The following is a 22,352-nucleotide window of genomic DNA, read 5'->3' as shown; positions in this document are numbered from 1 at the left end:
TTTTTCATAGGTTTTGCAGTGCGGAAAGCTGAATTGTCAGGTAGCTGACAATGCGCGATTTCTAAAGGGCGAAAACGCGGCAAACGCGCGTAGCGCATCGCAACAAACGCGCCTTGATCGTCATCAAACTGACAAATATGCCGAGCCAGGGAAAACCCGGTTCGAGAACCGAACCGGCGGCGGCCGGAAACGGCCTGGATGAGCGCCGGCGTTAATGCCGGCGGGTTATCAAGCGGGTGTTTTCGGCTTGTATTCGCACAGGTCGGAAATGCCGCATTGCGGGCATTTCGGTTTGCGCGCCACGCACACATAGCGGCCAAGCAGAATCAGCCAGTGATGGGCGTTGAGCATATATTCGGCTGGTACGAACTTCTCGAGTTTGCGCTCGACTTCCAGCACGTTTTTTCCGGGCGCGATGCCGGTACGGTTGGACACGCGGAATATATGCGTGTCCACCGCCATGGTGTGTTCGCCGAACGCGGTGTTGAGCACCACATTGGCGGTCTTGCGGCCCACGCCGGGCAGCGCTTCGAGTTCCTCGCGCGTGCGCGGCACTTCGCCGCCATGCTGCTCGAGCAGGATGCGGCAGGTGGCGATGGCGTTCTTGGCCTTGGTGCGGAACAGGCCGATGGTCTTGATGTAGTCGGCCAGCCCTTCCTCGCCCAGCGCCAGCATCGCCGCGGGCGTGCCGTGCTCGGGGAAGAACTTGCGCGTGGCGATGTTGACCGACTTGTCCGTGGCCTGGGCCGACAGCAGCACGGCGATCAGCAGCTGGAACGGCGTGTCGTATTCCAGCTCGGTGGTCGGGTTCGGATTGGCCGCCTGCAGGCGGGCGAAGATCTCTCGGCGTTTGGCGGCGTTCATGGGCGCGGGGCGTTGCGGCGGGCCCGGGCGCGGGCCAGCGCGGATTCGATGGCGGAGCGTTTGCGGTCTTCGTCCTGTTCGGCCGCCGCGGTGTCGCGCGGCGCGGGAGCGTCGGGGATCTCGGCGGCCATCAGGCGCGCGTTGTCCGCCGCCAGACGCGCCAGGCGCGCCTGATGGCCGCGATGGCGCTGGCGGCTGATGTCGGCGTCCTCGGCGGTCCAGCCTCGTCCTGCCGGCACCATGTCGATGCAGTCGACCGGACAGGGCGCCACGCACAGATCACAGCCGGTGCACCAGTCGGCCAGCACCGTGTGCATGCGCTTGTTGGCGCCGACGATGGCGTCCACCGGACAGGCCTGGATGCAGAGCGTGCAGCCGATGCAATGGGTCTCGTCGATGCGCGCCACCAGCAGCGGGCCGGGCTGGCCGCGCGTCAGGTCCAGCGGCAGGATGGGTTGCTCCAGCAGCGCGGCCAGCGCGGCGATGCCTTCATCGCCGCCGGGCGGGCAGCGGTTGATGGGGGCTGCGCCGGCGGCGATGGCGTCGGCGTAGGGCCGGCAGCCGTCATGGCCGCACTTGGTGCATTGCGTCTGCGGCAATAGCGCGTCGATGCGGTCGGCGAGCGGGGGACAGGACATGGCGATTCGGTAGAAAACAAAAGGGGCCGCGCGGGCCCCGTGGACTTACGGTACGGCTGGAAGGCGGCGGGGGATGAGGACAGCGCCTCGTCCGGCCCGCGCGCGATCGCGGCGGGTGCCGCGCTTCAGGCCGATTGCCGGATGAATTCGGCGATTTTAGGACAGATCATCTCGCGCCAGCGGCGGCCCGAGAAAATCCCGTAGTGGCCGCAGTTCGGCGCGGTGTAGTGCTGCTTGCGGTCGGCCGGGATGTTCTTGCACAGCTTGATCGCCGCGCGCGTCTGGCCCTGGCCCGAGATGTCGTCCAGCTCGCCCTCGATGGTGAAGAGGGCGACCTGCTTGATATCGGCCGGGCGCACCAGCTTGCCGTCGACTTCCCAGGTGCCGTTCGGCAGCTGGACCTCCTGGAACACCATGCGGATCGTGTCCAGGTAGAACTCGGCCGGCATGTCCAGCACGGCGTTGTATTCGTCGTAGAAGCGGCGGTGCGCCTCGGCGTCGCTGTCGTCGCCGCGCAGCAGGTCCAGGTAGAAGTCGTAGTGCGACTTCATGTGGCGGTCGGGATTCATGGCCATGAACCCGGCGTGCTGCAGGAAACCCGGATAGACCTTGCGGCCCGATCCCGGGTAGCGCGGCGGCACGGGGTGGATGACCTGGTTCTCGAACCACGAATAGGGCTTGGTCGTGGCCAGGCGATTGACCTGCGTGGGCGACTGGCGCGGGTCGATGGGGCCGCCCATCATCACCATGCTGCGCGGCTGGCAGGGATCGTTGGCCGAGGCCATCAGCGACACGGCGGCCAGCACCGGCACGGTGGGCTGGCACACGGAAATGACGTGCACGTCCGGGCCCAGGTGGCGGATGAAGTCCTGCACGTAGCGCACGTAATCGTTCAGGTGGAACGGGCCGGCCGACAGCGGCACCATGCGCGCGTCGATCCAGTCGGTCACGTAGACGTCGTGGGCGGGCAGCAGGGCGCGCACGGTGTCGCGCAGCAGCGTGGCATGATGGCCCGACAGCGGCGCCACCAGCAGGACCTTCGGGTCTTTCTGCGAGGCGTGCCGCACGTCGCGGTGGAAGTGCACCAGGCGACAGAAGGGCTTGTCCAGGGCCACGGCCTCGGTGATGCGGACGGACTTGCCGTCGATCTCGGTGGCGGGCAGGCCCCAGGCGGGTTTCTGGTATTCCTTGCCGATGCGGGTCATCAGCTCATAGCCGGCGGCCAGCTGACGCGAGATCGGGGTATAGGCAAGGGGACTGTAGGGGCTGGAGAACAGCTGAGAACCGGCATCCGTGAATGCAGCGAACGGAGTCAGGAAGGCGCGCTGCATTTCGTGCAATTGGTACAGCATTTCGAGATGTCCTTCTGGGGTCGTGCGTGTGTCCCGATTATTGCGCCGGGAAGTAAGTGTATTTCGAACTGATCTAAAAGAATTTGCCGGAAGGGACTGATTTTGTTGCTAAAAAGCGACTCGTCATATCTTTCACGCCAGTTTATGGCGGATTTTATGCCATGGTGTGATGTCGGATGGCGTATCCGGGGTCAGACGGAGTATGTAGGCGCGGCGGCGCCCGGCGGATACATCGGCTACGGCAATCGGTGGACCGACGCACCCCGGGCTGGCGCCGCACGTGGCTGTTGGCACACAATGGCGCATCACTGGCTTTGAGGAGCTGGGCATGCCCGTACAGCAGCATATGGAACAGGCCGTGCTGGCCGATCTGCGGCCGACGCAGATGACGGTGGGCGCGGCGGAGGTGGCGGTCAAGCGCTCGCAGTGGGCGCAACTCAAGCCCAAGGCGCGCGACAAGCTTCTGCAAAGCCACTGGTTTCCCGCCGTGCGCGGGCCGCGCGGACGCTTCTATATCGTTGATCATCACCATCTGGGCCAGGCGCTGACCCATGAAAAAGTGCAGAACGTATGGGTGATGCAGCTGGCCGACTTCAGTGGCGTCGAGACCGACCTGTTCTGGCGGCTCATGGAGTTCCATCACTGGGCGCATCCCTACGATGAAAAAGGCCAGCGCCACGACTTCGCGGCCATTCCCAAGCGCCTGACGCAATTGAGGGATGATCCTTACCGCAGCCTGGCCGGCGAGGTGCGCAAGGCGGGTGGCTATGCCAAGGACTCCGCGCCGTTCACCGAGTTCCTGTGGGCGGATTTCTTTCGCCCGTACTTCGGCAAAAGCGAGCTGGGCCATGTCGACGGCCAGGGCCTGCCGCAGGCCAGTGTCGTGTCGGCGGTGGCGCTGGCGCGCAGCGCCAAGGCGCGCTTTCTGCCGGGCTGGTCCGGCGTGGATGCGCCCGCCGCTCCCCGAGCCTGACATGCGTCTGCCAATGCCCGCCGGGGCCGACTGGGTGGCCGGGCTGTCCATCGCGGGATTGCTGTTGCCCGAGGCCGTCGCTTATGCCGGCATCGCCGGCGTGCCGCCGCAGGCCGGCGTAATGGCGCTGTTCGCGGGCCTGCTGGCGTATGGGCTGCTGGGCAGCAGCCGTTTCGCGATCGTTTCGTCCACGTCGTCGTCGGCCGCGGTGCTGGCGGCGGCCACCGCTTCGGTGCTGCATGTGAGCGACGACCTGCGCCATCTGATGGGCGTGGCCATGGTGCTGACGGCCGGCGTGATCTTCGTGGTGGCCGGCCTGGCGCGGCTCGGCGCGGTGTCGCAGTTCATCGCCAAGCCGGTGCTGCGCGGCTTTGCGCTGGGGCTGGCGCTGACCATTGTCGTCAAGCAGTTGCCGGTGGCGGTGGCCGTGCATCCGGCGCACAGCGATTTCCTGCGCTATGCCTGGGATCTGCTGAGCCAGTGGCGGCTGTGGAACCTGCATGGCCTGGCGATGATGCTGGCGGCGCTGCTGGCGCTGCGCCTGCTCGGGCGCTGGAAGGCGCTGCCGGGCGCCTTGCTGGTGATCGCGGCCGGCATCGGGCTCGACGCGCTGGGCTACTGCCAGGCCTGGGGCATCGCGCCAGTGGGGACGCTGGCCATCGGTGGCAGCCGGCCGGCGCTGCCATCGCTGGCCCTGGCGGACTGGCTGCGCGTGGGCCAGCTGGCCATGGCGCTTGCCTTGATCCTGTATGCCGAGTCGTACAGCTCCATCCGCAGCCTGGCGCTGCGCCATGGCGACGCGGTGTCGCCCAACCGCGATCTGGTGGCGCTGGGCGTGGCCAATGCGCTGTCCGCGCTGTTCCAGGGCATGCCGGTGGGGGCCGGGTATTCGGCCAGCTCCGCCAACGAGGTGGCCGGCGCGCGCAGCAAGGCGGCGGGCCTGGTCGCCTGCGCGGTGGTCGGCGTATTGGTGTGGCAGTTGCTGCCATGGATGGAGCGCATTCCCGAACCGCTGCTCGCGGCCATCGTCATCCATGCCGTGGCCCATACCCTGAGCCCAGCGGCGCTGCGGCCCTATTTCGCCTGGCGGCGCGATCGGCTGGTGGCGCTGGCGGCCTTCGTGGCGGTGATTCTGCTGGGCGTACTCGACGGGCTGCTGCTGGCCATCGCGGTCAGCATCGCCATGCTGCTCAAGCGTTTTGCCGAACCACGCGTGAGTTGGCTTGGCCAATTGCCGCATTCACGCGATTACGTCGATACCGCGCGTCATCCCGAAGCCGCCTCGGTGCCGAATGTGTTGATCGCACGGCCCGAGGCGCCGCTGTTCTTTGGCAACGCCGACGCCATCTTCGCCGCCATCCGCGCGCGCATCGAGGCGCAGCGGGGCGCGGGCCTGCGCGCGGTGGTGCTGAGCATGGAGGAGTCGCCCGACCTGGACGGCACCAGCGTGGAAGCGCTGGCCGATTTTGCCGCGCAGATGCGGCAATGGAACCTGCCGCTGGTGCTGGCGCGGACCAAGGACGCGGTGCGTGAACTGCTGGCGCGCGTGGACATGGCCGCGTTGCCGGCCAGCGCCTATGCGGCGTGGAGCGTGGATGACGCGGTGGCGGCGCTGAACGGCGCCGGCGAGTCGGAGACAGCGTCGGCGGGCTAGCCCGTCACCAATAATTTTCCACGGCCAGATTGCCGGGAATACCCCGGCGGCCGGGCTTGAAGCCGCGTTCGCCCAGCAGTTTGCGGGCATCGGCCAGCATGGCCGGGTTGCCGCAGAGCATGATCTTGGCGGTTTCCGGGGCCAGCGCCTGGCCGGCGAGCTGCTCCAGGCGGCCGTCGGCGATCAGGGTGGTCAGCCGTTCCTGCGGCATGCCGGGCAGGGCTTCGCGGGTGGCAATGGGCAGGTAGACGAGTTTGCGCGGATCGGCGGCGAAGTGGCTGGTCAGGTCCGGGCGGCGGGCGAGGCTTTCGATTTCCTCGCGGTAGGCCAGCTCTTCGGCAGTACGGACGCCGTGCACCAGGATGATGCGGCGGTAGGCGTTCCAGACCGCGGGGTCGCGCAGGATGGACAGGTAGGCGGACAGCCCGGTGCCCGAGGCCAGCAGCCACAGGTCGCCACCGGGCGCGAAGCGTTCCAGGGTCAGGAAGCCATAGGGCGCTTTTTCCACGTACAGCGCGTCGCCGGGTGCCAGGCGGGCCATGCGGGGACTGAACAGGCCTTCAGGGACCACGATGGAGTAGAACTCCAGCCAGGGCTGGCCGGGCGCCGACACCATCGAGTAGGCGCGCCACAGGGTAGGCGCGCCGTCGGGATCATCCGCCGCCGGCAGGCCGACCCGGGCGAACTGGCCGGGTTGGAAATCGTAGGCGTCGTCGCGCGTCACGCGCACCGAGAACAGCTTGCCGGGCACCCAGGTGTGGACGCTGGTGACGGTCTGGCGCGTGTATTTGGAGTCTTCGGTCATCGGGTTACCGCGTCGCGGACGGCCAGGGCGGCGCGCCGCGGGGCGCGGACTACTTTTCCAGGTATTGCAGCTTGTCCTGCACGCCGTTCCACTGGTCGGCGTCGGGCAGGGGCTTCTTGGCTCGGCTGATGCTGGCGAACTCGGGCGAGAGTTCGGCGTTCAGCGCGATGAAATTCAGCTGGTCCTGCGGCACGTCTTCTTCGGCGTAGATGGCGTTGGCCGGACATTCGGGGATGCAGACGGCGCAGTCGATGCATTCGTCCGGGTCGATCACGAGGAAGTTCGGACCCTCACGAAAACAGTCCACCGGGCACACGTCTACGCAATCGGTGTACTTGCACTTGATACAGTTTTCGGTGACTACGTGGGTCATTCTCAGGAACTCCGGGATCGGCGGCGTGTGTTTCGGCTTTATAGGTATTGCCGGGCGGATTTTAACCAATGCCGCGCCATCGCGTCCCGAATACCCGTATTGACATCGTGGCGCAAAGGGGGGAGAGCCCTGCGCTCTATGCTATGGTGTGGCGAAACGATACGCGCAATCATGATAATTACCTCGCTGCTCGACACCGACCTGTACAAATTCAGCATGATGCAGGTGGTTTTGCATCATTTCCCCGCTGCCCAGGTCGAGTACCGCTACAAATGCCGCACGCGGGGCGTGGATCTGCACCCGTATCTGGACGAAATCCGCGAGGAAGTGCATCAGCTTTGCCAGCTGCGCTTCACCGAAGACGAATTAAATTATCTGCGCGGCTTGCGTTTCATCAAGAGTGACTTCGTTGATTTCCTCGGGCTGTTTCACATGCCCGAGCGCTGCATCCATATCGCCGAGGGCGACGCGCCGGGCGAGATCAGCATCGAGGTCAAGGGCCCATGGCTGCACACCATCCTCTTCGAGATCCCGGTGCTGGCCATCGTCAACGAGGTCTATTTCCGCAATACGCGCAAGCATCCCGACTGGGAAGAAGGCCGCAAGCGGCTGCAGTCCAAGATGCACCTGGTGCTGGACGATCCGGCGCTGGCTGATTTCCGCGTGGCCGAATACGGCACGCGCCGCCGCTTCTCCAAGGTCTGGCACGAGGAAGTCGTGTCCACCATGAAGGCGCAGATGGGGCCGCACTTCGCCGGCACCAGCAACGTGCTGCTGGCCAAGCAGCACGAGGTGCTGCCGCTGGGCACCATGGGCCACGAGTACCTGCAGGCCTGCCAGGCGCTGGGGCCGCGGCTGCGCGATTCGCAGGTGTTCGCGCTGGAGGTCTGGGCCAAGGAATACCGCGGCGACCTGGGTATCGCGCTGTCCGATGTCTATGGCATGGATGCCTTCCTGCGCGACTTCGACATGTATTTCTGCAAGCTCTTCGACGGTGCGCGCCATGATTCGGGCGACCCCTTCATCTGGGGCGAGCGCCTGCTCGAGCACTACCGCAAGAACCGCGTCGATCCGCGCGCCAAGACCCTGGTGTTCTCGGATTCGCTGACCTTCCCGCGCGCGATCGAGCTGGCGCGCCAGTTCGCCGGGCGCTGCAAGGTGTCGTTCGGCATCGGCACCAACCTCACCAACGACCTGGGTCATGAGCCGCTGCAGATCGTCATGAAGATGGTCCGCTGCAACGGCCAGCCGGTGGCCAAGGTGTCCGACGCGCCCGAGAAGACCATGTGCGACGATCCCGCCTACCTGGCCTATCTGCGCCAGGTCTTCCAACTGCCTCCCGCTTGAGACCGGCGCGCGGTAAAGTGCCGGTTCGACCGCATTGTTCCACCCACCCACTTGCACATTAGGGGAAATATTCATGAGCAGCATCAAGCGCTTCCACGTCGACAAGCGCCTGTCGGACATGGCCGTGTACAACGGCGTCGCCTACCTGGCTGGCCAGGTGCCCGATGACGCCACCCTGGACATCACCGGCCAGACCGCGCAAGTGCTGGCGACCATCGACCGCCTGCTGGCCGAGGCCGGCACGGACAAGACCAAGATCCTGATGGCCCAGATCTACGTGGCCAACATGAAGGAATTCGATGGCATGAACAAGGCCTGGGACGCCTGGGTCGCCGCTGGCAACTCGCCCCCGCGCGCCACCGTCGAGGCCCGTCTGGCCAATCCCGACTACAAGGTCGAGATCGTCGTGACCGCCGCCGTTGCCTGATCGCTGATCGGTTCGGCCAGCAAGGCGAATAGCCCACGCGATGCGTGGGCTTTTTCATTCGGGCATGTTCCCGGAATTGCCTGCGGGCGAGGCGGATGCGGGCCGGTTCAGCCGCCCAGCAGCATCAGTCCGGCCAGCAGTCCGCCCAGTTCCGCGCAGCGCTCCAGATCAGCCGCCGGCACGGTCTTGGGGGCGGCGATCTGCGCCGGCGTCTGCGCGCCCAGATTCACGATCAGGGCCGGCGCCGCCGCGCGCAGGCGCCAGCCTGTGCAGATGCGTTCGGTCTGCCGCGCCGCGCCCGCGCCATCGCTGCCGGCGCTGATGGCGCAGGCATAGGACAGGCCCTGGATGCGGTCCAGCGCGCCGTAGTAGCAGCGGTCGAAGAATTCCTTCATTTCCCCGCTCAGGCTGGCCAGGTTCTCCGGCGCGCAGAACAGGAAACCGCCGCTGGCCAGCAGATCGTCCACGCCGGCGTCGGCGGCGCGCTTGAGCGTGACCGCGAAACCGGCCTCGGGCGCCAGCTCGGCGGCGGCCGCCGCAGCGCCGTCGGCCGCCGCCTCGGCCATCTGCCGCGCGGCGCCGGTGCGCGAATGCCAGACGATGAGCAGCGGCTTCATGCCAGCCGCTCCGCCGGATCCTGCCGGTAGTAGGCGCGCAGCATGGCATACCATTCGGGCAGCGCGTCGCGCATGGGCCAGGGGTCGACGAAGAAATGCTCGGAGCTGACGGCGAAGAACTCGGCCTCGTCGGTCGCCGCGTAGGGGTCCATCGGCAACTGGCCATACCAGGCGTCGGCCTCCTCGCTTTCCGGATCCACGTCGGGCGGGATGGCTGCTTCGACCGTGTCCAGCGCCGCGATGAAGCGTTCCAGGCTGTCTTCCAGCACGCGGCGCCAGGCGCGCGGCGCGATGTCGGGATGCGCCGCCAGCGAGGGCATGCCGTCGGCGTCGCCGGCCTGCAGGTCCAGCTTGTGCGCGAATTCGTGGATCACCACGTTGAAGCCGCCGTCCGACAGCTGCGCGTCTTCCCAGGACAGGATCACCGGGCCGCCATCCCAGGCCTCGCCGGCCGCGTCCTCGATGTACTCGTGCACCACGCCGTCGGCGTCCTGGCGCGAGCGGGGGATGCGGAAGCCGGCGGGGTAGACGATGATCTCGTTCCAGCCTTCGTAGAGCGAGGGCGTCAGGTTCAGGATGGGCAGGCTGGCCTGCGCGGCGATCGACAGGCGCATCGCGTCCGTGACGTCCAGGCCCTGCGCGCCGTTGATCGACTTGCTGGCCAGCAGCCAGGCCGAGCGCGCGAGCAACTGCGCGCCTTCCTGGTCGTCCAGCGCGGCCAGGAAGGGATGGGCCCGCAGCACCTGGCGCCAGAGTTCGGGTGAGATGCGGGCCTGCATTTCGGCCACGGCGGACGGGCGGGCGCCCCGGCCCTTGAGCCAGCGCAACATGGGCGTCGATTCCTTTGCGTGTGTTTTTCGGGTCTGGGTTGTTTCGATATGCCCGGGGCGCCGGTTTCCGGGCCGCGGTCCCGGGCGCCATTTCAGTGTGGGCAGACGCTAGTGTAGAGTGTCGAAATATTCTGATCGTTCCCCTGTAATCCGCCTAATTTTCCCGTCATGTCAGCCTCGCCCGTTCCAGACGCGCCTACGCCTTTCGACGCTTCCTGGCGGCAGGAGGCGGGAGATGGCCTGGATGCCGACGGCCTGGCGCTGATCGACCAGGCCGTGGCCTGGGCCGAGCCGCGCTTCGAGGGCCAGCAGGCCCTGACCGGGGAGTCGCTGGCCTCGCACGGAGCGGGCGTGGTTCGCATCCTGGCCGGCATGCATACCGACGCGGCTACCCGCGCGGCGGCCCTGCTGGCCGCTTTGCCCACCGACCTGACCGCGCCCGCGCCGGCGCTGCGCAATGATCCGGTCGCCGCCGCGTTCGGCCAGGAAGTGGCGCGGCTGGTGCAGGGCACGCGGGCGCTGCTGCGTCTGGGCGTGGTGGCCCGGCACGCCAGCGACGTCGCCGCCGAAAGCGGTTCGCAGAAGGAAATGCAGCGCAAGATGCTGCTGGCCATGGCCGCCGACCTGCGCATCGTGCTGATGCGGCTGGCCTCGCGGCTGCGCACGCTGCGCTGGCACGCCGAGAGCAAGACGCCCTGTACCGTCGAGTTCGCGCGCGAGACCCTGGACCTGTACGCGCCGTTGGCCAACCGGCTCGGCATCTGGCAGATCAAGTGGGAAATGGAAGACCTTGCGTTCCGTTTCCTGGAGCCCGACCGCTACAAGCAGATCGCGCGCCTGCTGGAAGAAAAGCGGGTCGAGCGCGAGGCCTTCATCGCCGGCGCGATCGAGCGCCTGCAATCGGCGCTGGCCGCCAGCGGCGTGCACGCCGAGGTCAGCGGCCGGCCCAAGCATATCTACAGCATCTGGAACAAGATGCGCATCAAGCGTCTGGACTTCGCCCAGATGTACGACCTGCGCGCGCTGCGCGTCATCGTCGACGACGTGCGCGACTGCTATACGGCGCTGGGCATGGTGCACGAGATGTGGACGCCCATCGCCGAGGAATTCGACGACTATATTTCGCGGCCCAAGCCCAACGGCTACCGCTCGCTGCACACGGTGGTGGCTGACCACGACGGCCGGCCGTTCGAGGTGCAGATCCGCACGCGCGAGATGCACCAGTTCGCCGAGTACGGCATGGCCGCGCACTGGCGCTACAAGGAAGCCGGCGCCAAGGGCGGGCAGGTCTCCGCGTCCAGCGAATACGACCGGCAGCTGTCGTGGATGCGCCAGCTGCTGGCCTGGAACAGCGAGGTCGAGGCGGGCGATCAGGCCCCGGTGGTTCCGGCCGCGCCGGAACCGGCCAGGCCGGCGACGCGCGGCGCGGGCAAGACGCGCCAGGCCGCCGCCGAACCGGCCCAGAGCGACGAACGCATCTACGTGATGACGCCGCAGGCGCGTGTGATCGAGCTGCCGGCCGGCGCCACGCCGGTGGATTTCGCCTATCACCTGCACACCGACCTGGGGCATCGCTGCCGCGGCGCGCGTGTCGATGGCCAGATGGTGCCGCTGCAGACCCGGTTGTCCACGGGGCAGACGGTCGAGATCATCTCGGCCAAGTCCGGCGGTCCGTCGCGCGATTGGCTCAACCCGCAACTGGGCTTCCTGGCCAGTCCGCGCGCCCGCTCCAAGGTGCGCATGTGGTTCAACGCCATCGAGCTGCAGCAGCGCATCACGCAGGGGCAGGCGCTGGTCGAAAAGGAACTGCAGCGCCTGGGCAAGACCGCCGTCAACCTGGAGCAGCTGGCCCAGAACCTGGGCTTTGCCCGCGCCGACGACCTGTATGTGGCGGCGGCCAAGGAAGAATTCAGCCTGCGGCAGATCGACGCGCTGTTCCAGCAACCCGCGCCGGCCGCAGAGCCCGTACCCGCGGCCCTGCGCGGCGCCAGCGCCGAGAGCGCCGAGAAAAGCGGCAAGAGCGGGGTGCTGGTGGTGGGCGTGGGTTCGCTGCTGACGCAGCTGGCGCGCTGCTGCCGCCCGGCGCCGCCGGACGCCATCGCCGGCTTTGTCACCCGAGGCCGCGGCGTGTCCATCCATCGCCGCGATTGTCACAGCTACCTGGCGCTGGCCGAGCGCGAGCCGGAACGCGTCATCGAGGTGGCCTGGGGCGAGACCTCGGACACGTTCTATCCGGTGGACATCAGCGTGCGCGCGCACGACCGTTCCGGCCTGCTGCGCGACTTGTCGGAAGTGTTCGCGCGGCTGCGGCTGAACGTGGTGGGCGTGAACACGCAGAGCCGGCAGTCGCTGGCGCACATGGTGTTCACGGTGGAAGTGCGCGGCGGCGAATCGCTGACCCGTGCGCTGGATGCCCTGGCGGAGGTCCAGGGCGTGTCGTCGGCCGTCAGGCGCTGAGCGACAGGTCCCGCCGCCCGGCAAGGACGGCGGGAGGACGCCGCGGGCGCGGCGTCGGACCGATCCTAGTGGTCCAGGCTGTCGTGCGCGCGGTCGCGCATGAAGAAGGACGCCACCAGGCCGAGCGCCACGCCGAACATGACGTAATAGGCCGGGGCCATGGGCGAGCCGGTGGACTTGATCAGCCAGGTCACGATGAACTGGGCGAAGCCGCCGAAGATCATCACCGCCACGTTATAGGCCAGCGACAGGCCGACCGAGCGCACGCGCGCCGGGAACAGCTCGGCCATGACCGTGCTGAACACGCCGAAGAATGCCGACACGAAGAAGCACACCACCACCTGCACGGTCAGCAGGCGCGAGATGGATGGCGCGTCCGTCAGCCATGCGTACAGCGGGTACAGCACCAGCAGGTAGCCGATCAGCGAGCCGATCACGATCGGGCGGCGGCCGACGCGGTCGGACCAGGCACCCATGAACGGCGTCAGCAGCACCATCAGCCCGGCGCCGACCATCTGCACCAGGAAGGTCTGGTTCAGTGGCAGCTTCAGGATCTGGGTCGAATAGGTCACCAGATACGTGAAGGTGATGTAGATGGACACCGTGGCCGTGACAACCAGGCCCACGCCGATCAGCGTCTCGCGGGTGTGGGTCAGCAGCATCTGGCCCAGGCTCAGGCGCTGCACCATGCCGCGCGCGGCGGCCTGGCGGTCCTCTTCCTTCATCTGCTTGAAGGCGTCGGTTTCGTCGATGTTGCGGCGGATATAGATGGCGATGGGCACGATCACCAGGCCGAACGCGAAGGGCAGGCGCCAGGCCCAGGCGGCGATCTGTTCCTGGGTGAAGAACTCGGTGATCAGCGTGCCGCAGGCCGCGCCGATCAGCAGCGCCAGCATCTGGCCGGCCATCTGCCAGGAGCCGTAGAAGCCGCGACGGCCCTTGGGCGCCATTTCGATCAGCAGGGCGGTGGACGTGCCGAATTCGCCGCCGGCCGAGAAACCCTGCAGCAGGCGCGCGATCAGGATGAAGATGGGGGCCAGGATGCCGGCCGCGTGGTAGGTCGGGGCCACCGTGATCAGGGCGATGGACACCGCCATCAGCGAGGTGACCATCACCATGGCGGCCTTGCGGCCCTTCTTGTCGCCGTACAGGCCAAGGATGATGCCGCCGACCGGGCGCATGAAGAAGCCGACGCCGAAGATGGCGGTGGTCATCAGGATCGCGTTCAGCTCGCTGCCGGGCACGCTGGGGTCGGTGGGGAAGAACAGCTTCGAGATGATTGGCGTCATGAACGCGAACACCAGGAAGTCGTACCATTCGAGGGCATTGCCTATGACTGCGGCCACGATGTTGCGCGTGGGAACTGCTTTGTGCTGCACGGTTTCTCCTTGGGGGTGTATTGCACTGCGGGCGGTATTCTAGATCGTTCACTCTTTAAGGATCGCCGCCCGCGTCCGGCACGTGGGCGCGCGCTGGCTTTAAACTCTGTTCTTTCACACCTCAAGAGAACAGACACATGAACGCGCGCACCTGGCTGGAAACGCTGGTCGGCTTCGACACCACCAGCCGCAATTCCAATCTCGCCCTGATCGAAACCGTTCGCGACTGGCTGCGCGGCCAGGGCGTGGAGGCCTGGCTGGCGCACAATCCCGAACGCACCAAGGCGAACCTGTTCGCCACGCTGCCCGCGCAGGACGGCAACCAGCAGGGCGGCATCGTGCTCTCGGGCCACACCGACGTGGTGCCGGTGGATGGCCAGGACTGGAGCTCGGATCCGTTCAAGCTGATCGAAAAGGACGGCCTGCTCTATGGTCGCGGCAGTTGCGACATGAAAGGCTTCATCGCCGGTTCGCTGGCCCTGGTGCCGGAATTCCTGGCCATGCCGCGCAAGAAACCCATCCATCTGGCGTTCTCCTATGACGAGGAAGTCGGCTGCGCCGGCGCGCCCTACATGCTGGCCGATCTGCACGAACGCGGCATCCGCCCCGAGGGCTGCGTGGTGGGCGAGCCCACCGGCATGCAGGTGGTGGTGGCGCACAAGGGCATCAACCTGTTCCGCTGCAAGGTGCACGGCAAGGCGGCGCACTCGTCGCTGACCCCGCGCGGTTGCAACGCCATCGAGTACGCCGCCCGCCTGATCTGCCGCATCCGCGACCTGGCCGACAGCTTCAAGGCCAACGGTCCGTACGACCAGTTCTACGACGTGCCGTTCTCGACCATGACCACCAACCAGATCCGTGGCGGTATCGCCGTGAACACGATTCCAGAGCTGTGCGAGTTCACCTACGAATTCCGCAACCTGCCCGGCATGCGTCCCGACGACATCCAGGCCGAGGTCGAGCGCTATGTGCGCGAAGAGCTGCTGCCGCGCATGCAGGCCGAGTTCGACGGCGCCCGCATCGAGATCGAGACCGGCGCGGCCGCCCCGGCGCTGGAAGCCTCCGAACAGGCAGCCATCACCCAGCTGGTGCGCGCGCTGACCGAGGACCGCGTCACCCGCAAGGTCGCCTATGGCACCGAGGCCGGCCTGTTCCAGGGCATCGGCATCCCCACCGTGGTCTGCGGCCCCGGCCACATCGAACAGGCCCACAAGCCCAACGAGTACGTGGCGCTGGACCAGCTCGCGTCCTGCGAAACCTTCCTGCGTCGCCTGGGCCAGTCCCTCTGACGGCCGCCGGGGCGGCGCCCATGCCGCCCCGCCTGGGCCCGGCTCAGGTAAAATGACGGGTTGCAAACCGGATGGGGACGGGCACTGGCCTGTCGCCGCGCCGGGGGAGAAGCTTGGTGAAACCTTACGATTTTCCGGATGCCAAGGGCCATTTCGGCCCCTATGGCGGCGTTTTCGTGGCGGAAACGCTGATGCACGCGCTCGACGAGCTGCGCGCCGCTTATGACCATTGCCGCGTCGATCCGGCCTTCATCGAAGAGTTCAACTACGAGCTCAAGCATTTCGTCGGCCGGCCCAGCCCGGTCTACCATGCCCGCCGCTGGTCGGACATGCTGGGCGGCGCCCAGATCTGGTTCAAGCGCGAAGACCTGAACCACACCGGCGCGCACAAGGTCAACAACTGCATCGGCCAGGCGCTGCTGGCCAAGCGCATGGGCAAGCCCCGCGTCATCGCCGAGACCGGCGCCGGCCAGCACGGCGTGGCCACGGCCACCGTGGCGGCGCGCTACGGCATGGAATGCGTGGTCTACATGGGCAGCGAGGATGTGCGCCGCCAGGCTTCCAACGTCTACCGCATGAAGCTGCTGGGCGCCACGGTGGTGCCGGTGACTTCCGGCTCGCGCACCCTGAAGGACGCGCTGAACGAAGCCATGCGCGACTGGGTCACCAATATCGAAAACACGTTCTACATCATCGGCACGGTGGCGGGGCCGGACCCCTATCCGCGCATGGTGCGGGACTTCCAGACCGTGATCGGCAACGAATGCCTGGTCCAGATGCCCGAAGCCATCGGCCGCCAGCCCGACTACGTGGTCGCGGCGGTGGGCGGCGGTTCCAATGCCATGGGCATCTTCCATCCCTACATTCCCCACGAAGACGTGCGCCTGATCGGCGTCGAAGCGGCGGGCGAGGGCCTGGAGACGGGGCGTCACGCCGCCTCGCTGGCGGCGGGCACCGTGGGCGTGCTGCACGGCAACCGCACCTACGTCATGCAGGACGCCGACGGCCAGGTGCAGGAAACGCATTCGGTCTCGGCCGGCCTGGACTACCCCGGCGTCGGTCCCGAGCACGCCTGGCTCAAGGACAGCGGCCGCGCCGAGTACGTCGGCATCTCGGACGAGGAGGCGCTCAAGGCCTTCCACGACTGCTGCCGCATCGAAGGCATTATGCCGGCGCTGGAGTCCTCGCACGCCATTGCGCAGGCCGTGAAGATGGCGCCGTCGCTGCCGCGCGACAAGGTCATCCTGGTCAACCTGTCGGGCCGTGGCGACAAGGACATGCATACCGTCGCCGAACGCGGCGGCATCGAGCTGTGACGCCATGACGACCCGCAACGATCGTATCGCCGCCGCCTTCGCCCGCACCGCCGCCTCCGGCCGGGCGTCGGCGCTGATCCCCTACATCGCCGCCGGCGATCCCTCGCCCGCGGCCACCGTGCCGCTGATGCACGCGCTGGTCGAGGCCGGCGCCGACGTGCTCGAACTGGGCGTGCCGTTTTCCGATCCCATGGCCGACGGCCCGGTGATCCAGCGCGCCGCCGACCGCGCCATCGCGCAGGGCGTGGGCCTGGCCCGCGTGCTGGAGCTGGTGGCCGAGTTCCGTCAGCGCGACACGGCCACGCCCGTCGTGCTGATGGGCTACGCCAATCCCATCGAGCGCATGGGGCAGGCCGAATTCGCCCGCCGCGCCGAAGCGGCTGGCGTGGACGGCGTGCTGGTGGTGGACTATCCGCCCGAGGAAGTGGTGGAGTTCGCCGGCATGCTCGACCAGCACGGCATCGCGCCGATCTTCCTGCTGGCGCCCACCTCGACCGAGCCGCGCATCAAGGCCATCGCCAATGTCGCCCGAGGCTATGTCTACTATGTCTCGCTCAAGGGCGTGACCGGCGCGGGTTCCTTGAACACGCAGGACGTGGCTGAACGCCTGGCGCTGATCCGCCGCCATGTCTCCATTCCGGTGGGCGTGGGCTTCGGCATCCGCGACGCCGAAAGCGCCCAGCGCGTGGCGCGTTCCGCCGACGCGGTGGTCATCGGCAGCAAACTGATCGAAACCATGGAGCAGGCGGTGGCCAATGCGCCCGCCGCCCAGCAAACCGACGCTGCAGTCGCCGCCGCCAGCGGCTGGCTGCGCACCATCCGGCAAGCGCTGGATCAAGTAAAACGAGAAAACGCCTCGGCCTGAACGCCGGGCGCGACCTCATACGGGATGAAACATCAATGAGCTGGATCGAAAAACTCCTGCCTCCTCGCATCAATAAAACCAGCGACAGCGGCGCCCGCCGCGTGCCCGAAGGCTTGTGGGTCAAGTGCCCCTCATGCGAGTCGGTGCTGTATAGCGAAGACCTAGCGGCCAATCTGCACGTGTGCCCCAAGTGCGACCATCACATGCGCATCGGCTCCCGTGCCCGCATCGATTCGTTGCTGGATCTGGAAGGTCGCGTCGAGATCGGCCAGACCACGCGCTCGGTCGACACGCTGAAGTTCAAGGACACCCGCAAGTATCCCGAGCGTCTGCAGGAAGCGACCAAGCAGACCGGTGAAACCGACGCACTGGTGGTCATGGGCGGTTCGATCCGCGGCGTGCCCGCCACGGTGGCCTGCTTCGAATTCGAATTCATGGGCGGCTCGATGGGGTCGGTGGTGGGTGAGCGCTTCGTGCGCGGCGCCCAGGCCGCGCTCGACAACAAGACTGCCTTTATCTGCGTTGCCGCCTCGGGCGGCGCGCGCATGCAGGAAAGCCTGCTGTCGCTGATGCAGATGGCCAAGACCAACGCCATGCTGACGCGGCTGTCGGCCGCCGGCCTGCCGTTCATCAGCGTGCTGACCGACCCCACCATGGGCGGCGTGTCGGCCAGCTTCGCCTTCATGGGCGACGTGGTGATCGCCGAGCCCAAGGCGCTGATCGGCTTCGCCGGTCCGCGCGTGATCGAGCAGACCGTGCGGGAAAAGCTGCCGGAAGGCTTTCAGCGCGCCGAGTTCCTGCTGCAGAAGGGCGCCATCGACATGGTGGTGGATCGCCGTCAGTTGCGCGAGGAAATCGCGCGCTTGCTGGCGCTGCTGAACAACCAGCCCGCCGACGTGGTGGCGGCGGCCTGAGCGCGGATTCGTCCGCCTCTGCGTCAGCAAAAAGCCGGCGGCCTCAGGGCCGCCGGCTTTTTTATTGCTGTTTGCGTTCGGACAGGTTCCGGTCAATAGGTGGATTTTCGGAACAGAGTTTTTCACTGAAAATGTTGCAGCCGTGAGACACAAAAGCAGCCATGCGGCCCGAATTTTGATAATGTTTTGACGGTTGCTATAAGCATTTTTACAGATTACGGAGTCACCAAATGCATTTGAACAAGAAGAAAACGCTGGCGAGCCTGGTCGGATTGGTGCTGGCAGGCGCCGCGGCCATGGCGAGCGCGCAATCGGAAGGAACCCAGGGTGGCGTGACTCTGCAGTACGGCGTTGGCGACCACTACAAGCGCTACACGCTGAACTATGAAACGGCTTCGGTCTGGACGCACCAGTTTGGCGGCAACTGGGGACGCCTGGATCTGACGCCGGAATTCGGCGCGTCCTACTGGACGGCCGATGGTTCGCGCACGCCTGGCCACGCCTGGCAATTCAGCGCCATCCCCATGTTCCGCTGGTGGGCCGGCGAGCGCTTCTACCTCGAAGCGGGTATCGGCGCCACGCTGTTCTCGACCACCCGCTTCGCCAACGAGAACATCAGCACGGCCTTCCAATTCGGCGATCACGTCGGCATGGGTTTCCTGCTGACGCCGAACAACCGCATCGGTCTGCGCTATTCGCACTTCTCCAACGCCAGCATCAAGCGCCCGAATCCGGGCCTGGATGCGGTGCAGATCAGCTACACGTACCAGTTCTGATCGAAGCCGGGCGGGAACCTCCCGCCTGGGCAAGTCATCGCCAACCCCACAGGCCAAGGCCGTGGGGTTTTTTATTGCGGCCAAGACGAGGCGCTGCGCGGTCGCGGCTGGCGAGGCATGAGAGGTGCCCCAGAAAGAACAATCCCCACTCAGCGGATCGCTTCGTGGGGATCGGGATGACCATCTCATTAGCCCCCGCTTTACGGCGGGGGCTTTTCAGGGCGCGGCTTAGTGGCGCGTTTCTACCTGAACCAGCGGTTCAGTCGAAACGGACGGCACGGCCTTGCGCTCACGACCCAGGCGGGCCGGCGTGTGCGCGGCGGCGATACGCAGCTGCGTTTGCGCATGGCGGTCCGGATCGGTTTCCACCCACTGCAGGCCAGCGGCGTTGACGACGTCGTGCAGGGCCTGGGCCTTGGCGGACGGCGTTGCTGCCGGGATGACGATGGGTTGCTCGGCAACCGCCGGGGCCGGAGCGGCGGCGGGAGCCGGGGCGGCGGCCACGGGCTCGACCGGAGCGGGCGCTTGTGCTGCCGGCGCGGCAACTTGCGTCACCACGGGTTCGACGGCGGGCGCTTCGACCGGTGCGGCAACGGGTGCGGCAACAGGCGCGGGTGCGGCGGCGGGCTCCACGGCCACGGGGGCCGGGGCTTCGTCGCGCGGCTGCGCTTGCGTGACCACGGGCTCGACGGGCGTCGCCTGAACCGGCTCGGTCTTGACGGCTTGCTCGACTGCCGGAGCAGCTTCGGCCTGAGCGGCCTGAACGGTTTCTTCAGCAGGCGCGGCGGCTTGCGGCTGAGCAGGCGTTTCAGCCGATTCAGCGGGGGCCTGGGCCTGAACAGCCTCGGCGCCGTTGTCCTCGTCACCAGCGTCGTCCAGCTGTTCGTCGCTGCCGATCAGGCCGTTCTCGTCCTGGCTGCGGCGGCCGCGGCGGCTGCGGCGGCGGCGACGCTTGCGCTCGGGATCGGCCGAGCCTTCGGCGCCTTCGGCCAGCGCGATGCCGTCTTCCGTTTGCTCGATGGCATCCGTCTGTTCCTGGAGGGCGGCCACGGGAGCGGCTTCAGCGGCGGGAACGGCGGGCTTGGCGTCGGGCAGCGCGGTGGCCACGGTCTGGGCCAGCGCCGCGACCATGCTTTCCTGTTCGCTCATCGGCGCGTCGGATTGGCCTTCCTCGCGGCGGTTGCGGCCACGGCCGCGACGGCGATTGCGGCCGGCGCCGGCGTCATCGCCAGCGGCCTCGGCTGCCTGCTCGGGGCGGTTGTTGGCCAGCGCGGCCTGGTCGCGATCGGCGCGGGCTTCGTTACGGCCCTGGCGCTCGCCACGTTCCGGCCGTTCGGCGCGTTCCGGACGCTCGGCGCGCTCGCCTTCGGCACGGCGGTTGCCGCGCACGTGCTGGCGGCCGCCTTCGGCGCCTTCAGCGCTGTCGCCGCGCGCTTCATTGCGGCGGTTGCGGTTGCGGTCAGAGCCATGGCGTTCGCCGCGGCGGTCTTGGCCGTCGTGGCGGCCCTTGCCGCGGCCGGAGGCGCCGCGCTTGGCGGTGTCTTCCTGGGCAGCGGGGGCGGCGGCGGGCTTGGCGCTGTCGCCATTGCCGGTCAGCCAGCCGACCAGACGCTTGAACAGGCCGCCCAGGCCGCCGGAGGCGGCAGGAGCGGGCGCGGCGGCGGCCGGCGCCGGGGCCGGCGTGGACACGGGCGCGGGTTGCGAGGGCGTGATGCCCTTGACCAGCGCTTCCGGGCGGCTCTTGATCTCGTGCTCGCGCGGCTGCCAGGCGGCATCCGTGGACGGAGCCTCGACCAGCTCGAAGCTGGTCTTCACTTCCTCGAGGCGCGGGTCGTCATGACGCAGGCGCTCGATGTGGTGATGCGGCGTTTCCAGATGCTTGTTGGGGATCAGCAGCAGGTTGACCTTCAGGCGCGCTTCCATCTTGGTGATGTCGGAGCGCTTTTCGTTCAGCAGATAGGTGGCCACGTCCACCGGCACCTGGGCGTGCACGGCGGCGGTGTTTTCCTTCATGGCCTCTTCCTGCAGCAGGCGCAGGACGTGCAGGGCGCTGGATTCCGCGTCGCGGATCACGCCGGTGCCGTTGCAGCGCGGGCAGGTGATGTGCGAGCCTTCGTTCAGGGCCGGACGCAGGCGCTGGCGCGACAGTTCCATCAGGCCGAAACGGGAGATCTTGCCCATCTGCACGCGGGCGCGGTCGAAATGCAGGGCATCACGCAGGCGCTGTTCGACGGCGCGCTGGTTCTTGCTGTCCTCCATGTCGATGAAGTCGATGACGATCAGGCCGCCCAGGTCGCGCAGGCGCAGCTGGCGGGCCACTTCGTCGGCTGCTTCCACGTTGGTGCGCAGCGCGGTTTCCTCGATGTCGGCGCCGCGGGTGGAACGGGCCGAGTTGACGTCCACGGACACCAGCGCCTCGGTGTGGTCGATGACCACGGCGCCGCCGGACGGCAGCTGCACGGTGCGGGAGTAGGCCGTTTCGATCTGGTGTTCGATCTGGAAGCGCGAGAACAGCGGGATGTCGTCACGGTAGCGCTTGACGCGCTGGACGTTGTCCGGCATCACCACGCTCATGAACGCGGTGGCCTGGTCGGCGATCTCGTCGGTGTCGATGAGGATTTCACCGATTTCCGGGGAGAAATAGTCGCGGATGGCGCGGATGACCAGGCTGGACTCGAGATAGATCAGGATGGGCGCGGAATTGTCGCGCGCCGCGCCGTCGATCGCCGTCCAGAGCTGCAGCAGGTAGGACAGGTCCCACTGGAGCTCTTCGACGTTGCGGCCGATGCCGGCGGTGCGGGCGATGATGCTCATGCCCTGGGGCAGCTCGAGCTGCTCCATCGTGTCGCGCAGTTCCTGGCGGTCCTCGCCCTCGACGCGGCGCGAAACGCCGCCGCCACGGGGGTTGTTGGGCATCAGGACCAGATAGCGGCCGGCCAGCGAGATGAACGTGGTCAGGGCGGCGCCCTTGTTGCCGCGCTCTTCCTTTTCAACCTGGACGATCAGTTCCTGGCCTTCGCGCAGGGCGTCCTGGATGCGCGCGCTGCGCACGTCCACGCCTTCCTTGAAGTAGCTGCGGGCCACTTCCTTGAAGGGCAGGAAGCCGTGACGGTCTTCGCCGTAGTTGACGAAGCAGGCTTCGAGGCCGGGTTCGATACGGGTGATGACACCTTTGTAGATGTTGCCTTTGCGTTGTTCGCGGCCGGCAGTCTCGATGTCGAGGTCGATGAGCTTCTGCCCATCAACGATAGCGACGCGCAATTCTTCCTGGTGCGTCGCATTGAACAGCATGCGCTTCATGAGAGGGGTTCTCCGTTGTCATGACGCGCCGATATCGGCGCGTGACCTCGGGTCACTCGGGCGCAGCGGCTGAAGCGGGCAAGAAGGATGCGGACCGTACCTGGGCGGCGCCCAGGCGTATCCGCCGCGGGTCAGGCGGGCACGTCGTGCCGTACGGCACGGGGTTCTGTCAGCAG

At 67.2% G+C, this 22,352-nt stretch carries 19 protein-coding genes; 10 read left to right on the top strand and 9 right to left on the bottom strand.

The genetic code is table 11. The annotated features are described in order from the left end of the window. Nucleotides 1–228: 228 nt before the first annotated feature. The 3 genes from nth to ACEU5R_RS10745 form a co-directional block, all read right to left on the bottom strand. Complete coding sequence (gene nth / locus ACEU5R_RS10755) at nucleotides 229–864, bottom strand: endonuclease III (protein ID WP_103273109.1); 636 nt, start codon at nucleotides 862–864, stop codon at nucleotides 229–231. Next, nucleotides 861–1,502: an electron transport complex subunit RsxB gene (gene rsxB / locus ACEU5R_RS10750; protein ID WP_392410121.1), complete on the bottom strand. Its 642-nt coding sequence runs from the start codon at nucleotides 1,500–1,502 to the stop codon at nucleotides 861–863. The genes nth and rsxB overlap by 4 nt, the downstream gene beginning before the upstream one ends. A gap of 125 nt (nucleotides 1,503–1,627) precedes the next feature. After that, nucleotides 1,628–2,854: a polyhydroxyalkanoate depolymerase gene (locus ACEU5R_RS10745; protein WP_103273111.1), complete on the bottom strand. Its 1,227-nt coding sequence runs from the start codon at nucleotides 2,852–2,854 to the stop codon at nucleotides 1,628–1,630. Between the two features lie 328 nt (nucleotides 2,855–3,182). Here ACEU5R_RS10745 and ACEU5R_RS10740 point away from each other — a divergent pair, with 328 nt between their 5' ends. Both ACEU5R_RS10740 and ACEU5R_RS10735 read left to right on the top strand, forming a co-directional pair. Continuing rightward, nucleotides 3,183–3,827, top strand: a complete 645-nt coding sequence (locus ACEU5R_RS10740) for a ParB-like protein (RefSeq protein ID WP_392410120.1) — start codon at nucleotides 3,183–3,185, stop codon at nucleotides 3,825–3,827. A gap of 1 nt (nucleotide 3,828) precedes the next feature. Beyond that, the gene (locus ACEU5R_RS10735; RefSeq protein WP_392410119.1) at nucleotides 3,829–5,481 is read left to right on the top strand and encodes a SulP family inorganic anion transporter; all 1,653 of its coding nucleotides are present in this window, start codon (nucleotides 3,829–3,831) and stop codon (nucleotides 5,479–5,481) included. Nucleotides 5,482–5,485: 4 nt separating this feature from the next. Here ACEU5R_RS10735 and ACEU5R_RS10730 read toward each other — a convergent pair whose 3' ends face one another. Beyond that, the gene (locus ACEU5R_RS10730) at nucleotides 5,486–6,286 is read right to left on the bottom strand and encodes a ferredoxin--NADP reductase (RefSeq protein ID WP_392410118.1); all 801 of its coding nucleotides are present in this window, start codon (nucleotides 6,284–6,286) and stop codon (nucleotides 5,486–5,488) included. Nucleotides 6,287–6,335: 49 nt separating this feature from the next. Continuing rightward, a complete protein-coding gene (gene fdxA / locus ACEU5R_RS10725; RefSeq protein WP_103273115.1) occupies nucleotides 6,336–6,659 on the bottom strand; it encodes a ferredoxin FdxA in 324 nt (107 codons plus the stop codon). Nucleotides 6,660–6,830: 171 nt separating this feature from the next. Here fdxA and pncB point away from each other — a divergent pair, with 171 nt between their 5' ends. Next, nucleotides 6,831–8,006 carry a nicotinate phosphoribosyltransferase gene (gene pncB / locus ACEU5R_RS10720; protein WP_103273116.1) on the top strand — a complete coding sequence of 392 codons (1,176 nt, stop codon included), beginning with the start codon at nucleotides 6,831–6,833 and terminating at the stop codon, nucleotides 8,004–8,006. Nucleotides 8,007–8,079: 73 nt separating this feature from the next. Next, nucleotides 8,080–8,433, top strand: coding sequence for a RidA family protein (locus ACEU5R_RS10715; protein ID WP_103273117.1), 354 nt, complete (start codon nucleotides 8,080–8,082; stop codon nucleotides 8,431–8,433). A 107-nt stretch (nucleotides 8,434–8,540) separates the two neighbouring features. Here the strand turns inward: ACEU5R_RS10715 and ACEU5R_RS10710 are convergent, their stop codons facing one another. Further along, nucleotides 8,541–9,050, bottom strand: coding sequence for an NAD(P)H-dependent oxidoreductase (locus ACEU5R_RS10710; RefSeq protein WP_392410116.1), 510 nt, complete (start codon nucleotides 9,048–9,050; stop codon nucleotides 8,541–8,543). After that, on the bottom strand, nucleotides 9,047–9,880 hold the full coding sequence (locus ACEU5R_RS10705) for a zinc-dependent peptidase (protein WP_392410115.1): 834 nt from the start codon (nucleotides 9,878–9,880) through the stop codon (nucleotides 9,047–9,049). Before ACEU5R_RS10705 ends, ACEU5R_RS10710 begins: the two co-directional genes overlap by 4 nt. 168 nt (nucleotides 9,881–10,048) lie before the next feature. Here ACEU5R_RS10705 and ACEU5R_RS10700 point away from each other — a divergent pair, with 168 nt between their 5' ends. Next, complete coding sequence (locus tag ACEU5R_RS10700) at nucleotides 10,049–12,337, top strand: bifunctional (p)ppGpp synthetase/guanosine-3',5'-bis(diphosphate) 3'-pyrophosphohydrolase (RefSeq protein WP_103273120.1); 2,289 nt, start codon at nucleotides 10,049–10,051, stop codon at nucleotides 12,335–12,337. 65 nt (nucleotides 12,338–12,402) lie between these two features. Here the strand turns inward: ACEU5R_RS10700 and ACEU5R_RS10695 are convergent, their stop codons facing one another. Continuing rightward, nucleotides 12,403–13,716 carry an MFS transporter gene (locus tag ACEU5R_RS10695; protein WP_103273121.1) on the bottom strand — a complete coding sequence of 438 codons (1,314 nt, stop codon included), beginning with the start codon at nucleotides 13,714–13,716 and terminating at the stop codon, nucleotides 12,403–12,405. A 137-nt stretch (nucleotides 13,717–13,853) separates the two neighbouring features. Here ACEU5R_RS10695 and argE point away from each other — a divergent pair, with 137 nt between their 5' ends. The 5 genes from argE (at nucleotide 13,854) to ACEU5R_RS10670 (ending at nucleotide 18,876) form a co-directional block, all read left to right on the top strand. Next, a complete protein-coding gene (gene argE / locus ACEU5R_RS10690; protein ID WP_103273122.1) occupies nucleotides 13,854–15,005 on the top strand; it encodes an acetylornithine deacetylase in 1,152 nt (383 codons plus the stop codon). Nucleotides 15,006–15,121: 116 nt separating this feature from the next. Further along, nucleotides 15,122–16,321 carry a tryptophan synthase subunit beta gene (gene trpB, locus ACEU5R_RS10685; protein ID WP_392410114.1) on the top strand — a complete coding sequence of 400 codons (1,200 nt, stop codon included), beginning with the start codon at nucleotides 15,122–15,124 and terminating at the stop codon, nucleotides 16,319–16,321. Nucleotides 16,322–16,325: 4 nt separating this feature from the next. After that, nucleotides 16,326–17,186 (top strand): tryptophan synthase subunit alpha, encoded by an 861-nt coding sequence (trpA, locus tag ACEU5R_RS10680; protein WP_392410113.1) that lies wholly within the window; start codon nucleotides 16,326–16,328, stop codon nucleotides 17,184–17,186. A 35-nt stretch (nucleotides 17,187–17,221) separates the two neighbouring features. After that, nucleotides 17,222–18,100 carry an acetyl-CoA carboxylase, carboxyltransferase subunit beta gene (accD, locus tag ACEU5R_RS10675; RefSeq protein ID WP_392410112.1) on the top strand — a complete coding sequence of 293 codons (879 nt, stop codon included), beginning with the start codon at nucleotides 17,222–17,224 and terminating at the stop codon, nucleotides 18,098–18,100. A gap of 230 nt (nucleotides 18,101–18,330) precedes the next feature. Then, the gene (locus ACEU5R_RS10670) at nucleotides 18,331–18,876 is read left to right on the top strand and encodes an acyloxyacyl hydrolase (RefSeq protein WP_392410111.1); all 546 of its coding nucleotides are present in this window, start codon (nucleotides 18,331–18,333) and stop codon (nucleotides 18,874–18,876) included. Between the two features lie 228 nt (nucleotides 18,877–19,104). Here ACEU5R_RS10670 and ACEU5R_RS10665 read toward each other — a convergent pair whose 3' ends face one another. After that, nucleotides 19,105–22,176 carry an Rne/Rng family ribonuclease gene (locus tag ACEU5R_RS10665; protein ID WP_392410110.1) on the bottom strand — a complete coding sequence of 1,024 codons (3,072 nt, stop codon included), beginning with the start codon at nucleotides 22,174–22,176 and terminating at the stop codon, nucleotides 19,105–19,107. Nucleotides 22,177–22,352: the final 176 nt, after the last annotated feature.

The organism is Achromobacter sp. 413638 (assembly GCF_043119405.1).
Lineage (GTDB): Bacteria > Pseudomonadota > Gammaproteobacteria > Burkholderiales > Burkholderiaceae_B > Achromobacter.
Note: the sequence above shows the minus strand (reverse complement) of the source record. Positions and strands in the feature narration are given on the sequence as shown.

Coding starts and splice junctions, on each gene's coding strand:
- ACEU5R_RS10700 (WP_103273120.1), top strand. CDS start 10,049: ATGTCAGCCTCGCCCGTTCCAGACGCGCCTACGCCTTTCGACGCTTCC.
- ACEU5R_RS10745 (WP_103273111.1), bottom strand. CDS start 2,854: ATGCTGTACCAATTGCACGAAATGCAGCGCGCCTTCCTGACTCCGTTC.
- fdxA (WP_103273115.1), bottom strand. CDS start 6,659: ATGACCCACGTAGTCACCGAAAACTGTATCAAGTGCAAGTACACCGAT.
- nth (WP_103273109.1), bottom strand. CDS start 864: ATGAACGCCGCCAAACGCCGAGAGATCTTCGCCCGCCTGCAGGCGGCC.
- ACEU5R_RS10710 (WP_392410116.1), bottom strand. CDS start 9,050: ATGAAGCCGCTGCTCATCGTCTGGCATTCGCGCACCGGCGCCGCGCGG.
- accD (WP_392410112.1), top strand. CDS start 17,222: ATGAGCTGGATCGAAAAACTCCTGCCTCCTCGCATCAATAAAACCAGC.
- ACEU5R_RS10665 (WP_392410110.1), bottom strand. CDS start 22,176: ATGAAGCGCATGCTGTTCAATGCGACGCACCAGGAAGAATTGCGCGTC.
- trpA (WP_392410113.1), top strand. CDS start 16,326: ATGACGACCCGCAACGATCGTATCGCCGCCGCCTTCGCCCGCACCGCC.
- argE (WP_103273122.1), top strand. CDS start 13,854: ATGAACGCGCGCACCTGGCTGGAAACGCTGGTCGGCTTCGACACCACC.
- ACEU5R_RS10735 (WP_392410119.1), top strand. CDS start 3,829: ATGCGTCTGCCAATGCCCGCCGGGGCCGACTGGGTGGCCGGGCTGTCC.
- ACEU5R_RS10670 (WP_392410111.1), top strand. CDS start 18,331: ATGCATTTGAACAAGAAGAAAACGCTGGCGAGCCTGGTCGGATTGGTG.
- ACEU5R_RS10715 (WP_103273117.1), top strand. CDS start 8,080: ATGAGCAGCATCAAGCGCTTCCACGTCGACAAGCGCCTGTCGGACATG.
- ACEU5R_RS10740 (WP_392410120.1), top strand. CDS start 3,183: ATGCCCGTACAGCAGCATATGGAACAGGCCGTGCTGGCCGATCTGCGG.
- ACEU5R_RS10730 (WP_392410118.1), bottom strand. CDS start 6,286: ATGACCGAAGACTCCAAATACACGCGCCAGACCGTCACCAGCGTCCAC.
- ACEU5R_RS10705 (WP_392410115.1), bottom strand. CDS start 9,880: ATGTTGCGCTGGCTCAAGGGCCGGGGCGCCCGCCCGTCCGCCGTGGCC.
- pncB (WP_103273116.1), top strand. CDS start 6,831: ATGATAATTACCTCGCTGCTCGACACCGACCTGTACAAATTCAGCATG.
- rsxB (WP_392410121.1), bottom strand. CDS start 1,502: ATGTCCTGTCCCCCGCTCGCCGACCGCATCGACGCGCTATTGCCGCAG.